The organism is Arcticibacterium sp. SM2516 (genome assembly GCF_057914865.1).
Map to the genome: position 1 here is coordinate 1,382,140 of NZ_CP195290.1, position 17,393 is coordinate 1,399,532.

Here is a 17,393-nt window from a genome sequence, read left to right on the forward strand (position 1 = left end):
ACGATGCTAAACTCCGTGGAAATAGCAATACAGCAATCCTGTCATTTTGGCAGTAAATGTGCCTTTACAATCAATAATTCAAAGCTGGCGATAACCATCTCTCCGCTTCTTCAATCGTTACGCCCTTTTTGGCCACATAGTCTTCTATTTGGTCTTTGGTGATTTTACCTAAACCAAAATACTTACTGTCTGGATGGCTGTAATACATGCCACTCACCGCAGAAGCAGGCCACATGGCTAGGCTTTCTGTTAAAGTCAGACCAATACTGTTTTCTACGTCTAATAGCTCAAACAAAGGCCTTTTAAGGGTATGGTCTGGGCATGCAGGGTATCCTGGAGCAGGTCTTATTCCAGCGTATTTCTCTTTGATAAGTTCTTCACTTGCTAGCGTTTCTTCTGCGGCATATCCCCAATACTGTTTTCTTACTTTCTCATGTAATAATTCCGTAAAGGCTTCTGCAAATCTATCTGCTAAGGCTTTTACCATAATGCTATTATAATCGTCAAAATCCGCCTCAAATTCCTTAGCTTTTTCATCTGCACCGAAAATGCCTACTGCAAAGCCACCGAAATAATCTTGCTTTCCACTTTCTTTAGGTGCCACAAAATCCGCTAAAGATAAATTTGGGATATTCTTACCCTTTTTACCCTGCTGACGCAAATGATGGAATATAGCCAGCTCCTTAGTGTTATCGGGAATATAAACCTTGTGGTCATGCGTTAAAGGCGAACACGAACTTGAATGACCTTCCTCATTGACCGTGAAATCATATACTATTTGAGCGTCAGCTCCATCGGTATTTGATGGCCAAAAACCTATCACCGCTTTAGCGGTTAACCATTTCTCCGCTGTGATTTTCTTCAGCATAGCCTGAGCATCTGCTAAGAGTTTCTTTGCTTCTGTTCCTACGACTTCGTCTTCTAATATTTTAGGGTATCTACCATGCAAGTCCCACGATTGGAAGAATGGGGTCCAGTCTATATAATCTACTATTTCGCTTAAATTATAGCTTTCAAACACCTTTTGACCTAAGAAAGTAGGTTTCTTAATTTCTGTAGTTGACCAGTCAATCGCCATTTTATTAGCTCTTGCTTGCTCTATCGTGATATAAGTTTTTACCGTTTGTCTGTTTAAATATTCCTCTCTAAATACAGCGTAATCTGCTTTATATTTAGCTTTGAAAGCCTCTTCTTGTCCTTTACTTAATAAGCTACTGGCTACTGGTACAGACTTAGAAGCATCTAAAACGTGAATAGCTGGGCCAGAATAGTAAGGATCAATTTTTACCGCAGTATGCACTCTGGAAGTAGTAGCTCCACCTATTAAAAGCGGAATTTTCATCCCTCTTTTTTCCATTTCTTTGGCCACATAAACCATTTCGTCAAGCGAAGGCGTAATCAAACCACTTAAGCCAATTATATCCACATTATGTTCAACGGCAGCATCCAAGATTTTATCGGCTGCTACCATCACGCCAAGGTCAATGATTTCGAAGTTATTACAAGCCAATACCACGCCTACAATGTTTTTTCCAATATCATGGACATCACCTTTTACAGTCGCCATCAGTATTTTACCATTGTTCTTCGCCGTATTTCCTGTTCTAAGTTTTTCTTCTTCTAGGTAAGGTAGTAGATAAGCTACGGCCTTTTTCATTACTCTAGCAGATTTGACCACCTGTGGCAAAAACATTTTACCAGAACCGAACAAATCGCCGACCACATTCATTCCATCCATTAATGGACCTTCTATAACCTGTAGCGGAGATGGAAAAGAAGCCCTTGCTTCTTCTGTGTCTTCTTCAATAAACTCTACCACACCACGTACCAATGCATGTTCAATTCTCTTTGCAACGGGTAAGCTACGCCATTCTTGAATGGCTTTTTCGGTTTCCACATTGGTGCCTTTCAGAGATTCCGCTATATCTAAAAGTCTTTCTGTTGCGTCGTCTTTTCTATTTAAAAGGACATCTTCAACGGCTTCTAGAAGGTCTTTAGGAATGTTATCATAAATATCCAGCAAGGCTGGGTTTACAATTCCCATATCCATACCCACCTTGGTAGCATGGTATAAAAAAGCGGAATGAATGGCTTCCCTTACCTTATCATTTCCTCTAAAAGAGAAAGAAACATTACTTACACCACCGCTCACATGAGCATGAGGTAAGTTTTCTGTCACCCATTTTGTTCCTTCAAAAAATGAAATGGCGTTAATTCTATGTTCTTCTATTCCTGTAGCTACAGGAAATATATTTAAGTCAAAAATGATGTCTTCTGCAGGGAAACGCACTTTGTTTACCAAAACGTCGTAAGAACGCTTCGCAATCTCTATTCTTCTTTCAGTGGTATCTGCCTGGCCATCTTCATCAAAAGCCATGACGATAACGGCTGCCCCAAAGTTTTTACAAATGGTGGCTTGACGCACAAACTCTTCTTCTCCACCTTTAAGAGAGATAGAGTTGACAATTCCTTTTCCTTGAATACATTTTAATCCGGCCTCAATGATTTCCCACTTAGAGGAATCCACCATGACAGGAATTCTTGAAATATCAGGTTCAGAAGCCATCAGGTTTAAGAAAGTAGTCATACTTTCTACACCGTCTAGCATACCTTCGTCCATATTGACGTCAATCACATTGGCACCACCTTCCACTTGGTCTAAAGCCACAGAAAGAGCCTCCTCAAATTTCTCTGTTTTTATAAGACGTAAGAATTTCTTTGAACCCGTTACGTTGGTTCTTTCACCTACATTGACAAATCCCAATTCCTTGGTCAATGTCATAGGTTCTAAACCACTTAGTCTTAATAATTGCTCTGGATGTGACTTTTTTCGTGGCTCATATTCGGCGGCTATTCTGGCAAATTCGGCAATGTGTTCTGGTGTCGTTCCGCAGCAGCCTCCTAAAATATTGACATACCCTTCTTCTAAAAACTCACGAACCTGCTCTCCCATAAATTCAGGAGACTCATCATAGGCACCCATTTCGTTTGGTAAACCAGCATTAGGATATACACTTACGTAACAAGAAGCCACTCTTGACATTTCAGCCAAATATGGTTTCATAGCTCTGGCTCCAAGAGCACAGTTTAGGCCTATGGCCAATAATTCGCCATGTTTTAAAGAGTTATAGAAAGCTTCTGTGGTTTGTCCTGTTAAGGTTCTACCAGATTGGTCTGTGATGGTTCCCGATATCATGATAGGAATATCAAAGTCAGGATCTGTTTTTCGCTTTTCAGCAATCACCAATTTAGCCGCATAAATAGACGCCTTACTGTTCAAAGTATCCGTTGAAGTCTCCATGATCAACAAGTCTGCTCCACCCTCAATAAGTGATTCGGCTTGTTCTTTGAAGCAGTTGACCAACTGGTCAAAAGTAATGGCTCTGAAGCCTGGATTGTTTACATCAGGAGAAAGGGAAGCGAGTTTGGTTGTTGGCCCCATAGAACCACCTACAAATCTAGGTTTGTTAGGATTTTTGGCGGTATACACATCACATGCTCTACGAGCTAAAACGGCACTTTCATAATTTATCTCCTTAACCAAGTGCTCCATTTTATAGTCTTCCATAGAGACCCAGTTGGCACTGAAAGTGTTCGTTTCAATGATATCTGCTCCGGCCTCGAGGTATTCCTTATGAATGGCAGAGATAATATCTGGTCGAGTCAAAGAAAGTAAATCATTATTTCCTTTAACATCATGTGGGAAATCTTTGAATCTTTCGCCACGATAATCTTCATCGGTCAGCTTGTAACGCTGAATCATGGTACCCATGGCACCATCTAAAATGAGTATTCTTTTGGCAAGTTCTTTCTGTATGTTGGGCATTTGTTGACCTTTACTGTTCTTTAAACTATTCTTGTCAAAGTAAAGCTGTGAAGTTTACCGTCGGGAACAATCCTCGAATAACTAAACGTATCACAAACCAAGCAGACTTTGACATCCTAAAAACTGCTTTTAATCAGTTCTTCTATTGAGCTACGCAAAGATAATATAAAAGATAAAAAACGAAGTGATTTTGACATAGAATAGATAAATTATCTGTCAAATATTGCTTTTCGGTGTTGAATTATCTAAAATTGAGCAAAATATAAGCTTATGACTAAATTTGATCAGACCGATAAAGATATTTTAATGTATTTGCAGCAAGATGCAAAACTTACGACAAAGGAACTGGCCGGAAGACTTAATTTATCTCCTACACCTGTTTATGAACGCGTAAAACGTCTGGAGAATGACGGCGTTATTAAGAAGTATGTAGCCCTTGTTGACCGCGAAAAAGTAGGAAAAGACCTGATGGTACTGTGCAATATTCGTTTAAAAGAACATGAACAAATAGCTGGAGCAAAGTTTGTCAAACAAATTATAGAATTACCAGAGGTGGTAGAATGTTTGAATATTTCTGGTGACTACGATTTCCTCATAAAAGTGGTGGTTAATGACATGAGAGAATATCAAAGCTTCATCATGAATAAACTGGCCTCGCTTGAAAACATAGGAAGTACGCAAAGCATTTTTGTGATGGGCGAGATTAAGAACGATAATCGTTTTTTGCCGGATTGAGATGAGTTATGCCTTAAATCCCTGTCTGCCGACTTCTCCTCCGTTAGGAGGAAAGACAGTCATGTTAATCCATATTATATAAGCTAAGAGAAGAGTCCTCCATCTCACGCATCCGTTTCGCATCTTCATCAGATTTATCTTTATATCCGCAAAGATGAAGTACGCCATGGGCTAAAACTCTTCTTAATTCGTTGTCAAAAGTGGTTTTGAAGCTTTCTGCGTTTTCTTTAACTCGGTCGATGCTAATGAAGATGTCACTTTCTATAATGCCCTCTTCTTCTGAATTATCAAAAGTGATGATGTCTGTATAGGTATCATGATTGAGGTATTCTAGATTGATTTTATGAAGACCTTCGTCCGACATGAAAATGTAGTTCAAATCTTGAATTTTGAAACCTTCTTTTTTTGTAACTTCTTTTAGCCAAGCTTTTGTTTTAAGTTTCCCTTTTAAGTCAAATTTGATGTCCTGCGATTGAAATGTTATCATTTCAGTAAAGCTTTAAGTGTATTTTTATCAACGGTGAGTAAACCGACTTTAGGAAGTCTTCCGGTTAGTTCACGCCAGTTTTTATCTTCCAAATAAATTTCCTGAAGCATTTTAGTGGCTTTAATGGTTTCTCCATTATTTGCTAGTGTAATGGCCGTCCAATATTTCATTTCTAAGTTTTCTGGAAACATTTGCATGGCAGCATTGTATGCGTTCATGGCTTTTTCCATTTCATTTACTTCTACCATTAAGTCGCCCTCGTTCATGAATTCATAGGCTCGCTGCACTTTAAGCAAGCGACCTATTTCTTTAATAGGATCATCATGGTCGTCTACACGTAAATCGACAACAAAATCATCATTCCATGGCTCATCACTGGTTTTAGTTTTGACGACTCTAATAGCTGCAGATTGTTTACCACGAATGTCACCCCCAGCCGCCTGAGCTGCCTTAAGAGCTTCTAAAACTCTTTCGGCTAATGGTAAGTCGTGATGGGCTTCAAATGCCTTTGACATAGCTTGAGGCACCGTATTATTTAGCATCATATTAGACTGAACACTATAATTCTGTCCTTTAATATGTCCGGCATAATCCACACATTTATTGCCAGTATGCACAGATATAACACCATCAGCATCAATTATAGCTACCTGTCTAACTTCTCTTCCTTCATCATCCGAGAGGAGTGTTGATAAAGTTTCTTTCGCATTTTTACCTGATTTGATCATCTCTAGGCCTCTAATTCCGAACGACTTGTTGACAAAAGATTGCGTAGCTACCACGCCTATACCAGACTTTGCCCAAGCGACAACATTACCTACAGAAAACCAATGGCTTTGAACGGCAATAGCCATTTCTCCAGCCTCTTTGTCAATGGCAACAATAGAGAACGTATGAGCCAGTCCGTCATTTTGTTTGAAAAACTGAGCTTGAACCAGAAAAGGAAAGGTGAGCAGGAAAATTAGTTTTTTCATAAACCCAATTTATAAACAAAATGGAAAATAAAGCCTATTCCAATTCCTAAAATAGCTCCCAATGCCACCTCTGGTATGGTATGCCTTTTAAGATGTAGTCTAGAATAACCTATCATGATGGCAAACAAATACATGGTAAAGGCTGCAGAAGTTTCTACTTGAATCATCATGGTTGCTAAAAGAAAGGAAAAAGAAGTATGCAGCGAAACTTTGATTTTCTTATTTATAAAGTAGGAGGAGAGCGACAATAGAAAAACAGGAATAATACCACATTTGATTAGCCATGTACTGTCTGCATAAAATAAATAGCCCATGAAAAGGACCAAAAGAACTATGGAAAAGATATATAAGCTATTTCGCTTTTTCTGATTGGAAACATCAAAATTTTCGTAATCACCTTTTCTCATTTTATAAACTAAAAAGGCAACCAAGGGAAGGACGCATCCTATAATTAGGGTCAGCGTCAACTTCCAAGCCCTCTCGGTATGAAACTCTTTAAAATTAACATAAATAGCCGCCATACTCCCCAGTAGAATGGGATGACCAATGCTAGAGATAAGATGGGAGATGAAATTCTCGGCTTTTTGCTTCATTTAATGCGGTAATTTATTTCTGAACTTTCCGTAAATCCAAACGCCTACTAAAGCAGAAAGTAAGGTAATAAAAGTTGTTAAAAACCCAGCTCCAATTTGAGCATAGATAGGGCCAGGACACGCACCTGTAAGGGCCCATCCTAAACCAAAAAGAAAACCACCGATTATCTGTCCTTTTGAAAATGTTTTTGGCACTATAGAAATATCTCCACCTTCAATAGTTTTGATTTTTAACTTCTTCAAGATGAGAATAGAAATGATGCCTGTAATTATGGCGGAACCTATGACACCGTACATGTGAAAACTCTGAAACCGGAACATTTCCTGGATTCTAAACCAAGAAACCACTTCACTTTTAATAAGCACAGCTCCAAAAAGTAGTCCGCCTAGAATATATTTGAAATTAGATAAGGGAGAATTAGTGGCTGTATTAATATCTTTTGCCATGTTTTAAAACAATTTGAAGATGATAGGGAAAATAATGTGGGTGGTGAAAATACCGCCGAGCATAAAGAAAATAGTAGCAACCAATGAGGGCCATTGCAGATTAGAAATACCCATAATAGCATGTCCAGAAGTACAGCCTCCTGCGTATCTGGTTCCAAAACCAACTAAAAAGCCACCTATGATTATAAAAAACAGCCCCTTCAGGTTAGTTAAACTATTAAAATTGAATATATCGGCTGGTAATAAACCATTAAAATTAGTAACTCCAAGAGCCTTAAGGTCAGCGATGGTTTGAGGATTTAAATCCACATTGGCTCCATTACTCATGAAGTTTGTGGCTATAAATGAACCTAATATGACACCTCCTACAAAATAAAATAGCCATTGTTCTTTTTTCCAATCATATTGAAAAAATGGAATTTTACTTGGTAAAATGGCAGCACAGGCATGTTGTAAACTGCTGGAGATACCAAAAGACTTATTTCCAAAGATAAGAAGGAGTGGTACGGTTAATCCAATAAGTGGGCCCGCTACGTACCATGGCCATGGTTGTTTTAAAAATTCTATCATTTTGTATTTTCGACTTTGAAAATGAAAACCCTAAAGGAATAACATTAGTTCAGAGAAAAAATATTGCCTATAACTAAGAATTTGCGAAAATAACCGCTTGAATTTAAACCATGTTACTAGCTTAGGGGTCATACAGGAAATTATGAAAATAACGATATACGCTTTTCTACTTTTTATGGCTTTCGGCTGTCATAAAGATGCTGACGTAGTGCCCGATGGAAAAGGAGATATCCAGATAAGAATTTGGAATGGATCTTCATGGGCTTTAGACGATGTTTTCGTTGACACCAGTGGCGGTCAAAACGATTTTGGTAATTTGAATTCTAATAGACGTTCAGAATATAAAAGGTTTAGCTCCGCTTACAGATATGCTTTTGTTTCTTTCAAAATCGATGGAAAAGCGTATACGATACAGCCAACCGATTATGTAGGTGAAATGCCCTTAGAAGAAGGAAAATACACCTATAAAATATCTATTTCCAAATTGTCCTCCAATTACGCATTATTGGAATTTATAGAAGACTAATCTGGAAGAGGGTTTATTAGTTCTATTTTGTTTCTAGATAATTTTACGGTACCTATTTTTTCTAATTGCTTGAGTAATCTTGAGACCACTTCTCTAGAAGTAGCTAGTTCATTTGCCAATTCTTCATGGGTGGAGTATAATATTTTTTTGCCACCAGTAATCTCAATTTTCTTTCTAATCAAAACCAGCAATCTCTGGTCTAACTTGGTAAAGGCTATACTGTCAATGGTTTCAAGCATATCTTCAAATCTCTTCTGATAAGTATTGAAGACAAAGTTTTTCCATGAATCATATTTACACAGCCACTCATCCACTTTATAGTTTGGGATAGAAACCAGCTTAACATTTTCTTCCGCCTGAGCTATTATTTCACTGATATTGCCAGCCTGACAACAAGTTAAAGACATGGCACAGCTGTCTAAACCACCGATGTAGTAAAGTAGCACTTCTTTGCCTTCGTCGTCTTGTCTCATTATTTTTATGGAGCCTTCAAGCAGAATGGGAATAAATGCAATAACGCCGCCAGGTTTCATTAAATATTCACCCGCTTCCATTTCTATATAGGTGCCGAACTCATGGATTTCCTTTATTAAATCAGGGCTAAAAATCCCGAGAAACTTTTTTTGATAAAACGCTAAATCTAATTTCATTTTAGGTTCATAATTAAGCTACAAAAGTACAACGCATACAGAACAAAACAGAATCATAGGAATGTTGATAAAAAGATGAGATTTTGAAGTATTTCTTTTTTAGTGATAAACCATTTTCTAAATTTAAGTTGAACTCGAGAAATCCGCTAAAATAAGGTAGATTTAGCCATTAATAATATAAAACGCATTTACATTGTCTGCATCAGAAAGTATTCGTTGGGATTCTATTTTTTCCCTGAAGTCTATTCTTTATATCGTTTTAGGTGCCCTCTGTGCCACTATTGCCATTAAAGGTTTTATGATTCCTAACCATTTTATTGATGGTGGTGTCACAGGAGTTTCCATATTGATTCACGAGATTTTTCATATTGACGTCAGCATACCTTTGGTGCTTATCAATGTGCCTTTTATTTTGGTCGGCTATTTTAAGATTGGTAAAAACTTTGCTGTTCATGCCCTTATAGCAGTGATTCTGTTGGCCATTCTGTTACAATTTATTGAGATTCCGCCTATTACAAATGACAAGGTTCTAATTGCTATTTTTGGTGGTTTATTTATTGGGCTCGGAATTGGTTTTGTGATTAGAGGCGGTGGCGTCATAGACGGTTTAGAAGTTATAGCAGAATATTCCAACAAGAAATTTGCTCTAAGTACCGCAGAAATAATTATGGTAATTAATACCATTCTTTTTCTTATTGCAGCATATAGTTTAGGCATTGAAAAGGCCATGTATTCTATTTTGACCTATTTCACAGCATTGCAGGTTTCAGGTTATGTGGTGGATGGTTTTGAGGAATATACTTCTCTTACTGTAATATCTGCCAAACATGAGGAGATGAAATCAATGATAGTGAATGATTATAATAAAGCCATTTCTGTATATAAAGGGGAGCGAGGTTATCTTCCTAGCAGTTTTAAGGTAAAGCATGATACAGATATTATAGTCACTATAGTTACAAGGCTTGAAATCCATAAATTAAAGAATGCCATTTTCCGAAAAGACCCAGCGGCTTTCATTTTTATACAAAGCATAAAAGAAGTAGGAGGGGGTGAAATTAAAAGACTGAGGAGTCATTAAAATAAGCTTAAGTCAATGGGTATGTTTTACACTAGCTTTCCATTACTAAAATGATATGAGTGAAAGTTTTGAAAATGTTTATGAAGAGGTAATTGATATTCTCACAAACCAACTTCCCGGCTATTTGACTTATCATAGTGTGGAACATACAAAATATGTGCATAAAATGGCCGAATATCTAGCTTGGAGAGAGGGCTGCTCGGAGGCTGATGTAATGCTGATAAAAGTGGCTGCTCTATTTCATGATATAGGTTTTATAAAGGGCATGGAAAATCATGAAGAAAAAGGCTGTGAAATAGCTCAAGTAGCACTTAAGAAATATGGCTTCTCTGAGAAGGATATAGCTGCTATTTGCGGAATGATAATGGCAACTAAGATTCCTCAAAACCCTCGGAACCATCTTGAGAAAATCTTGGCCGATGCCGATTTAGAATACCTCAGTACCCAAAATTTTGAACCAGTCAGTAAAATGCTTTTTAAGGAGCTAAAGCACTTCAATCCAAGCCTTACCAAACAACAATGGAATGATATTCAGATAGACTTTTTAAGTCAGCACAAATACCATACGGATTTCTGTCAGAGATATAAGGAGAGTTTTAAGCAGCAACATTTGCTTAAGCTCCAAGGATTGGATTTAAAAAGCGTCAAAAGGTAATTACTCTAGAACTTCATAGCATTTGATAGGCTTTGACTTGTTTTTAAGTTCATAAGCTCCCACTTCATTACATTTAAAGGAGTCTTTCACTTGGAGATATGCCTTTTCGGGAATGAGTATTTGACTGGCCGATGCTGCAGATTGAAGTCTAGCCGCAGTATTAACTATATCACCTATGACTGTATAATCTAACCTTTTTAGGGTAGAAGAGCCAATATTTCCAGAAATAACCTCACCTGTCGCAATACCTAAGGCTACCTTGGGTAAATAATCTTGTCCTTTTCCTTTTACGGGTTCTTTTATGGCATCAATGTTTGCCACCAAAGAAAGTGCGGCATCAATGGCTCTATCTATATGATATTCACCTTTAAAAACGGCCATGACGGCATCTCCCATAAACTTATCTACATAGCCTTTATGAGCAATGATTTCTTTGACAATAATATCAAAATAGTTGTTCAATATATTTACCACGAAATCTGCATCTTCTTTCTCTGTTATAGCTGTAAATCCACAGATGTCCACAAATAGTACAGTAGCATCTATAGTTTCATTAGCGGTAAGAGAATTTGCAAACTCCTGTTTGCTCATAAATTTCAGAACACTGTCGTCCACATACATCTTAAGTATGTTATTCTCTTTTATGGCATCTATGGTCTCTTTTATTTGAAGAATGTGAACGATGGTTTTCTCCATAGTCACTTCGAGGTCTTCAAAATTGACTGGTTTACAGACAAAGTCAAAAGCCCCCTTATTCATGGCCGTTCTGATGTTATCCATGTCGCCGTAGGCAGAAACCATCACCACTTGAATGAGCGGATTGTTTTCGGATATTTTAACCAAAAGGGTTAGTCCATCCATTTCAGGCATATTGATATCACTTAAAACAAGCGAAATCTCCGTATTAGTTTCTAAAACTTCAAGAGCTTCTCTTCCGTTTTGAGCAAAGAAGAATTCGTATTTACCTTCACGGATTTGGCGACGGAATTTCTGGCGAATTAGTGCTTCTAAATCGCTTTCGTCGTCTACAACAAGTATTTTGGTATTCATTTAAAACGCTGTATTTCACTCTTTAATCAGTCTCATCTTTAATTGCGAAAAATCTAAAGGCTTGGTAAGGAAATCATCAGCACCAAAATCCTTTGCTTGCTGCCTATTAGCATCGTCTCCATAAGCCGTAATCATCATGACTACAGGTGGTGGTTTATGATAATGCGAACGAATATTTTTAAGCAGTTCAATACCCGTCATTCCTGGCATATTAATATCAGATAATATCAAGACTGCTTCTGAATCATGCTCGGCTAGGTATACTAAAGCGTCTTCACCGGAATGGGCAAAAGAGAAATCCATTAAACCGTTTCTTATTTCTCTACGGAACTTTTGTAGGAATAAATCCCTTACATCCAATTCGTCATCTACTACCAGTATTTTCATGTCTATGCAAGTTAATTCTATTTAATAAGTTCTAACCTATAGGGAGCGTAAGTATAAATTCAGAACCTTTATTATGTTTTGATTTTAGTTCTATTTCACCTCCATGAGCTACAATAATATCATGACTTAAAGAAAGGCCCAAGCCAGTTCCCTCACCTGATGGCTTAGTGGTGAAAAAGGGTTGAAATATCTTTAATTTATTTTCTTCAGAAACACCAATCCCATTGTCTTTAATGGTGATTTGAACTTTATCTTTCAATTTGGTCGTAGAAATGGTAACAATAGGCTTGTAGCCTTCAATGTTATTTTTAGACATTGATTTAACCGCGTGAAAAGCATTATTTAAGATGTTAAGTAATACTCTACCAAAATCTTGAGGTACCACTTCAATACTTTCAATTTTAGGATCCAATATGGTTTTAAAGTCCGCATTAAAACTCTTGTCTTTGGCTCTTAAGCCATGATAAGAAAGCCTGATGTACTCGTCACAAACTTTATTTAGATCTATACTTTCTTTAGTACCCGTACTGGTTCTAGAGTGCTCTAGCATATTTTTTACAATGCTGCTGGCTCGGTTTCCGTGATGGAATATTTTATCAAGGTTCTGTTTTATATCATAAAGGAGTTCCTTTTCTAATTCCGTATCTCTTTCCCCCTCAGCTTTGCCACCTTCTTCTTCCAATTCTTCAATGAGCTCTTTTGTCAACTCCGAGAAGTTATTGACAAAGTTTAAAGGGTTTTGTATTTCATGAGCAATGCCGGCAGTTAGCTCTCCCAATGACGCTAGTTTTTCAGATTGAATTAACTGTGATTGCGTGGCTTTTAAATCATTAAGGGCAGATATTAACGTTTCCTTTTGCTTTGAGATTTGAGAAGTTCTTTCTGAAACTAAATGCTCTAATTCGTCCTTCTTTTTTGAGATGGTTTCATTCTTTTTTTGCTCTTCTTTAAGAGCCTTTTGCTGGTTTGAAACCCCAATTCCAAAAGCAATTAAACTGATAAAAGAGCCCGTTAAAGCAAATGTTATATAGGAAGAGTAGGCTTCGTAAAAGTCAGGTAAGTAGGCCTCGGCTAATTCTGAAACTATTCTTATGACCATGAAGATAAGTGCACTCCAGAGGATAGGGTCATTCTTTTGTTTATCACTTACTAACCAATAACAATAAAACACGAATCCTAATAAAAGCCACCAGATTGGGTTTACATCAATACCCGTTAAATTTTGAATCCAACTGTCTGACCATAATGTTAATAGTGCCAGAATCCACCATAGTTTCAGGAAACCGTCTAATTGTGGGTACTTAGCAGAAAAATCAAAGCGTTTCCTGATAAAAATAGAGCCTAGAAGTACGATTAAAAAACTAAACATGGATGGGTCTTAAATATTTCTCTAAAATATAAAATGATTGGCGATATCTCATTAGCTAGGTAGTCTAATAATAAATTCGGTACCGGCACCAATTTCTGATGTAACCTTTAGCTCCCCGCCATGTGCTTGCACTATATCATAAGCCAAACTTAAACCCAAACCAGTTCCTTTACCTGTTTCTTTTGTTGTGAAGAAAGGTTGGAATATTTTATTCTTTATCTCTTCCGGAATGCCCGAGCCATTATCTTTTATAGAAATTTCTATAGAATTATCATGTCCAAGTGTAGATACTGTAACCGTTGGTTTGAAAGTACTATTGTTCATTCTTTCGGCCTTCTCAGCCACGGCATGGAAAGCATTGTTAATTAAGTTTAAGATCACTCTTCCAATATCTTGGCCCACCACATTTATTTCTTTTATGCCCTCATCGTATTTTGAAACTAGCTCAGCATTGAAACTCTTGTCTTTGGCTCTTAGACCATGATATGCAAGTCTAAAATACTCATCTGCCAGTAAATTAATATTAACCATTTCTTTCTGGCCTGGGTTAGTTCTAGAGTGCTCTAACATACCTTTGACAATACTACTGGCCCTTTTACCGTGATGACTTATCTTAGATAAATTTTGAATGACATCATCAGAAATAGTTTTGGCTTCCTCTATATCACCTTTTTCTAGCTCTTCTTTAAGCTCAGCCACGAGTTCTTCGCTTACTTCCGCAAAATTATTTACAAAGTTCAGAGGATTCTGAATCTCATGAGCAATACCAGCTGTTAATTCTCCCAGACTCGCCATTTTTTCTGATTGGACTAATTGGGTCTGAGTAGATTTTAGATTCTGAATTGATTCTTCTAGCTCTTTGGTTCTATGGTTTACTTTTTCTTCTAAGATTCTATTTTCCTTTACAAGTTTTCGAGCTCTAAAAACTATGTATAACCTTAATAGACCTGCTATTAATAGACCAAAGAGTAAATACGCCCACCAGGTTTGCCACCATGGTGGTAAAACTGTAAATGAAAATTTTGCAGGTTCAGACCATATCCCATTTATATCCCTTGAGATTACTTTAAAGGTGTAATTCCCCGCTTTTAAGTTGTAGTAGTTTTTTGATTTAGCGGCAGCACCACCTATAAGCCATTCTGTATCTGCACCCTCTAGTACGTACTTATATGATATGCTTTTACCTCCAATGACCGAATTATTATTAAAAGAAAAGTTTAAGGCGTTTTGATTGTATGGCAAAACCAAATTTGCCGGTAGAGAATAATAGCCATAGGTACTATCCCATTTTATATTATTAACTGATAAATAGCCTTCCTCTTTTGGTAAGGTACTTTCCGTAAAGAAGTCTCTTCCATTTGGCTTCCAAATGCTATCTCCTTTGATCAAATAGGTCATAAACCGCTCGTTCTTTTTAAACTGGGTTCTTTCATCCATTATATTCAAACCTGTGATATTGGTTTTTAATGGTATTATTTTTACCTCAGGTTTCTTTCTAAAAACTGTCAAATTGGGTGTCAGCCCATAAACACCTAACCATAGCTCTCCATTCTTAAGACTTATACTTACGTCTTGATTAAAATCAACATTAGATAGACCGTTTTGAGTATTGAAGTTATTAAAAACCCAATTTTCATTTTCAGCACTTGGTTTTTTTATTTCTATCAATCCGTCTAATGAACCAGCATAAACAGTACTATCCAAGCTTATCAAATCAAAAGTCATTTCTGGAACTAAACCTTCAGATTCTCCAATGTTGGTTATACTTTTATCAACAGGATTAATAATACTAATCCCTATAGTAGTCCCTATATAAATATCTCCATTCATGTTGAGCTCCATTGTCATTATTTCATTGGAAATCAATCCATCGCCATTTGACAACGTTTTATATGTGTTTTTTTGAGGATTTATTACAAATATTCCTTTTGTAGTGCCGGCCCAAATATTGCCCTTTTTGTCATTCAGTAATGGAATTGTGGAACTGGAAGTGAGACCAAGGGATTCGTCCAAAACTTTTAGCACGTTTGTTTTATAATTGAACATACTCACACGAGAGCTGCCTTCGGTAATCCAAATGTTCTTTGCATCGTCTTGAATTGCCTTACTAATATTTCTAATTCCTTGGTTTCTACCATAGTTTTTAATGCTATGTTTTTTATTGTCAATTAGATTAAAACCTCCAGAACCTCCTAAAAGTATTTTATCCTTTTCGTATTCTAGAATTGTATTTGTATGTCTATTATCTTCATCTACTTCTTTCTGATACCCTTGAGAAGCCCCATATCTCATTAACTTTTTAGTTTTAGGATTAAATATGTTAAGTCCATTGTAGGTTCCCATCCAAATATTACTCTCCGAATCCTCACAAATGGACCAGACATTGCCATCTACTAGTCCTAAGTTTTCATTAAAATGCTCTGTAAATGGTACACTCGCGTCAATAATTATTATTCCATGATTTTGAGTAACAATCCATAAATTCCCCAATTCGTCTACGAGAGAACCACTCAATCCTTGCCCGTAAACTAGGGCATCGGAATTGACCGTCATTATTTTGGTTTTATCTTTATCTAATACATTTATTTGACCTCCTTGAGCCATAATCCACAATCTCCCTTCATTATCTTCTTGGAGCTCCATGTTCGCGTTTGTTTCAAATGACAGGGTTTTGAGGGTTTTCTTTTCGGAAGAAATGGCATTTAGCCTATTGTTAAAAGAACCGAACCAAACGTCGCCTTGACTATCCATGTAAAGATTCATGGAAAAATTTATTTCTAGGCCTTCTTTTGAGCCAAAAGTCTTAAGATTAGTACGGCTAGAATCTAACATACTAATAGAATGGTGCTGCCCAATCCATAAATTATGAGAGAGATCTTCCACTAGACTGATACTCTTACCATCCAATTTTTCTGGAAGAACTATTTGAGTAATTGTTCTAAAATCTGTACTTATTCTATGCAAGGATCCATTTCCATCTCCTTTACCAATGGATATCCAAATGTTATTCTTAAAGTCACATAATATATCGTTCACATTTCCATCAAAGGAATATTTGAGTTGTAAGCCATTTTCAATGTCCAAGACAATAATGCCATCATTAAATGTGGCCAACCAAATTCTACCAGCCTTATCTTGGGTTATTCCAGATACTCTTCGGAAAGATGAATGCGTGGTCATATTTTGGCCATCAATCATTATCAAACCATGATCTGTACCAAACCATTTCATACCACTACGATCTACAAAAGCACTGAACGACTGCGAACTTTCTAAACCTGCTATACTTAGAATTCCTGAACTCACATTATCCAAAACTATAGGTACACCCACTTTAGAATAAAGAGGCTCGGTTAGAATGCTAATTTTAGGAATAAATGCCTTACTAGGTAAAGTGTCCAAGTTAATTTTTGATGTAGGAATCTCATCCCAATCTAAGTCAACTGTGGTCATAGGCTTTTTCAAAGGCTTAAAACTATTCAGTTCAAAATCCTTGGAAGGCAATTTGTCCAAATCGAAATAGGAAGTCTTCGGAGATGGTAGGGTATCTAGGTTTGTTATGTTCCACTTTAGTGGTTTCTCTTCTGAAAACTTCAGCGGAAATGATTTTGGGGTCTTAAACTCTAATGATTTTGTATGGTCAATTTCCTCATTCTTGTTTGAACAGGAAAAGGCAAAAAATGACAAAAAGAAGCAAGAAATTAGAAGATTGACAGCCATTCTGTTTTTTTTAAGCCCATTTTCATTATCAAACATTAATTTCTTCATACAAATTATCTTCATAGCAATAGATTATATGTTCCAATTTATGGCAATTTCATTTTAAAGAGCTGAATAGCATTCAAACTTTATGGAATGGTAATTGGAGCCATATTCAATTAATTTATAGTGAATGGTTAAAAATTGTTTCACGGAAAACTAGATGTCGCCAAAAATATATTGGCAAAACCTTTTTCTAGGACGGACCTTCTAATTTCCTGAGCTGCCAACTCACCAGAGGCTTGGCCCATTTCTTGAACCGTTTTTTTTTATAGTAATATTCATTT

At 36.8% G+C, this 17,393-nt stretch carries 15 protein-coding genes; 4 read left to right on the forward strand and 11 right to left on the reverse strand.

Annotated elements, in window-relative coordinates; translation table 11 throughout:
- Positions 1 to 70 precede the first annotated feature (70 nt).
- Positions 71 to 3,826: a methionine synthase gene (metH, locus tag ACSBFT_RS05755; protein ID WP_489603887.1), complete on the reverse strand. Its 3,756-nt coding sequence runs from the start codon at positions 3,824 to 3,826 to the stop codon at positions 71 to 73.
- Between the two features lie 270 nt (positions 3,827 to 4,096).
- Between metH and ACSBFT_RS05760 the strand changes: the two genes are divergently transcribed.
- Positions 4,097 to 4,561 carry an Lrp/AsnC family transcriptional regulator gene (locus ACSBFT_RS05760; protein ID WP_463044471.1) on the forward strand — a complete coding sequence of 155 codons (465 nt, stop codon included), beginning with the start codon at positions 4,097 to 4,099 and terminating at the stop codon, positions 4,559 to 4,561.
- 64 nt (positions 4,562 to 4,625) lie between these two features.
- Here the strand turns inward: ACSBFT_RS05760 and ybeY are convergent, their stop codons facing one another.
- Genes ybeY through ACSBFT_RS05785 form a run of 5 tightly spaced genes read right to left on the reverse strand, consistent with a single transcriptional unit; the run spans position 4,626 to position 7,632 of the window.
- Positions 4,626 to 5,048, reverse strand: a complete 423-nt coding sequence (ybeY, locus tag ACSBFT_RS05765; RefSeq protein ID WP_489603888.1) for an rRNA maturation RNase YbeY — start codon at positions 5,046 to 5,048, stop codon at positions 4,626 to 4,628.
- Positions 5,045 to 6,022, reverse strand: coding sequence for a DUF1028 domain-containing protein (locus ACSBFT_RS05770; RefSeq protein WP_489603889.1), 978 nt, complete (start codon positions 6,020 to 6,022; stop codon positions 5,045 to 5,047). The genes ybeY and ACSBFT_RS05770 overlap by 4 nt, the downstream gene beginning before the upstream one ends.
- Entirely contained in the window at positions 6,019 to 6,615 is a 597-nt protein-coding gene (locus tag ACSBFT_RS05775; RefSeq protein ID WP_489603890.1) for a phosphatase PAP2 family protein, read from the reverse strand. Before ACSBFT_RS05775 ends, ACSBFT_RS05770 begins: the two co-directional genes overlap by 4 nt.
- Complete coding sequence (locus tag ACSBFT_RS05780; protein WP_489603891.1) at positions 6,616 to 7,062, reverse strand: DUF6691 family protein; 447 nt, start codon at positions 7,060 to 7,062, stop codon at positions 6,616 to 6,618.
- Positions 7,063 to 7,065: 3 nt separating this feature from the next.
- A complete protein-coding gene (locus tag ACSBFT_RS05785) occupies positions 7,066 to 7,632 on the reverse strand; it encodes a YeeE/YedE family protein (protein WP_463044466.1) in 567 nt (188 codons plus the stop codon).
- Between the two features lie 142 nt (positions 7,633 to 7,774).
- Between ACSBFT_RS05785 and ACSBFT_RS05790 the strand changes: the two genes are divergently transcribed.
- Positions 7,775 to 8,158, forward strand: a complete 384-nt coding sequence (locus tag ACSBFT_RS05790) for a hypothetical protein (protein ID WP_489603892.1) — start codon at positions 7,775 to 7,777, stop codon at positions 8,156 to 8,158.
- On the opposite strand, the gene ACSBFT_RS05795 is transcribed toward ACSBFT_RS05790, so the two are convergent.
- On the reverse strand, positions 8,155 to 8,808 hold the full coding sequence (locus ACSBFT_RS05795; RefSeq protein ID WP_463047014.1) for a Crp/Fnr family transcriptional regulator: 654 nt from the start codon (positions 8,806 to 8,808) through the stop codon (positions 8,155 to 8,157). The two genes, ACSBFT_RS05790 and ACSBFT_RS05795, sit on opposite strands and share 4 nt — an antisense overlap.
- A gap of 193 nt (positions 8,809 to 9,001) precedes the next feature.
- On the opposite strand from ACSBFT_RS05795, the gene ACSBFT_RS05800 reads away from it, so the two are divergent.
- Positions 9,002 to 9,886, forward strand: coding sequence for a YitT family protein (locus tag ACSBFT_RS05800; protein ID WP_463047015.1), 885 nt, complete (start codon positions 9,002 to 9,004; stop codon positions 9,884 to 9,886).
- A 55-nt stretch (positions 9,887 to 9,941) separates the two neighbouring features.
- Positions 9,942 to 10,541 (forward strand): HD domain-containing protein, encoded by a 600-nt coding sequence (locus tag ACSBFT_RS05805; protein ID WP_463047016.1) that lies wholly within the window; start codon positions 9,942 to 9,944, stop codon positions 10,539 to 10,541.
- Here the strand turns inward: ACSBFT_RS05805 and ACSBFT_RS05810 are convergent, their stop codons facing one another.
- From ACSBFT_RS05810 to ACSBFT_RS05825, 4 genes are read right to left on the reverse strand one after another with little or no spacing between them, the layout of a single operon-like run.
- Positions 10,542 to 11,591, reverse strand: coding sequence for an adenylate/guanylate cyclase domain-containing protein (locus tag ACSBFT_RS05810; RefSeq protein WP_463047017.1), 1,050 nt, complete (start codon positions 11,589 to 11,591; stop codon positions 10,542 to 10,544).
- A 15-nt stretch (positions 11,592 to 11,606) separates the two neighbouring features.
- Positions 11,607 to 11,978 (reverse strand): response regulator, encoded by a 372-nt coding sequence (locus tag ACSBFT_RS05815; RefSeq protein ID WP_463047018.1) that lies wholly within the window; start codon positions 11,976 to 11,978, stop codon positions 11,607 to 11,609.
- A 31-nt stretch (positions 11,979 to 12,009) separates the two neighbouring features.
- The gene (locus tag ACSBFT_RS05820; RefSeq protein WP_489603893.1) at positions 12,010 to 13,347 is read right to left on the reverse strand and encodes a sensor histidine kinase; all 1,338 of its coding nucleotides are present in this window, start codon (positions 13,345 to 13,347) and stop codon (positions 12,010 to 12,012) included.
- 51 nt (positions 13,348 to 13,398) lie between these two features.
- On the reverse strand, positions 13,399 to 17,130 hold the full coding sequence (locus ACSBFT_RS05825; RefSeq protein ID WP_489603894.1) for a sensor histidine kinase: 3,732 nt from the start codon (positions 17,128 to 17,130) through the stop codon (positions 13,399 to 13,401).
- Positions 17,131 to 17,393: the final 263 nt, after the last annotated feature.

Bases quoted from the DNA above. Each gene is read 5' to 3' on its own strand.
- ACSBFT_RS05790 (WP_489603892.1), top strand. From the start codon at position 7,775: ATGAAAATAACGATATACGCTTTTCTACTTTTTATGGCTTTCGGCTGT.
- ybeY (WP_489603888.1), bottom strand. From the start codon at position 5,048: ATGATAACATTTCAATCGCAGGACATCAAATTTGACTTAAAAGGGAAA.
- ACSBFT_RS05760 (WP_463044471.1), top strand. From the start codon at position 4,097: ATGACTAAATTTGATCAGACCGATAAAGATATTTTAATGTATTTGCAG.
- ACSBFT_RS05795 (WP_463047014.1), bottom strand. From the start codon at position 8,808: ATGAAATTAGATTTAGCGTTTTATCAAAAAAAGTTTCTCGGGATTTTT.
- ACSBFT_RS05785 (WP_463044466.1), bottom strand. From the start codon at position 7,632: ATGATAGAATTTTTAAAACAACCATGGCCATGGTACGTAGCGGGCCCA.
- ACSBFT_RS05825 (WP_489603894.1), bottom strand. From the start codon at position 17,130: ATGAAGATAATTTGTATGAAGAAATTAATGTTTGATAATGAAAATGGG.
- metH (WP_489603887.1), bottom strand. From the start codon at position 3,826: ATGCCCAACATACAGAAAGAACTTGCCAAAAGAATACTCATTTTAGAT.
- ACSBFT_RS05780 (WP_489603891.1), bottom strand. From the start codon at position 7,062: ATGGCAAAAGATATTAATACAGCCACTAATTCTCCCTTATCTAATTTC.
- ACSBFT_RS05805 (WP_463047016.1), top strand. From the start codon at position 9,942: ATGAGTGAAAGTTTTGAAAATGTTTATGAAGAGGTAATTGATATTCTC.
- ACSBFT_RS05770 (WP_489603889.1), bottom strand. From the start codon at position 6,022: ATGAAAAAACTAATTTTCCTGCTCACCTTTCCTTTTCTGGTTCAAGCT.
- ACSBFT_RS05810 (WP_463047017.1), bottom strand. From the start codon at position 11,591: ATGAATACCAAAATACTTGTTGTAGACGACGAAAGCGATTTAGAAGCA.
- ACSBFT_RS05775 (WP_489603890.1), bottom strand. From the start codon at position 6,615: ATGAAGCAAAAAGCCGAGAATTTCATCTCCCATCTTATCTCTAGCATT.
- ACSBFT_RS05820 (WP_489603893.1), bottom strand. From the start codon at position 13,347: ATGTTTAGTTTTTTAATCGTACTTCTAGGCTCTATTTTTATCAGGAAA.
- ACSBFT_RS05815 (WP_463047018.1), bottom strand. From the start codon at position 11,978: ATGAAAATACTGGTAGTAGATGACGAATTGGATGTAAGGGATTTATTC.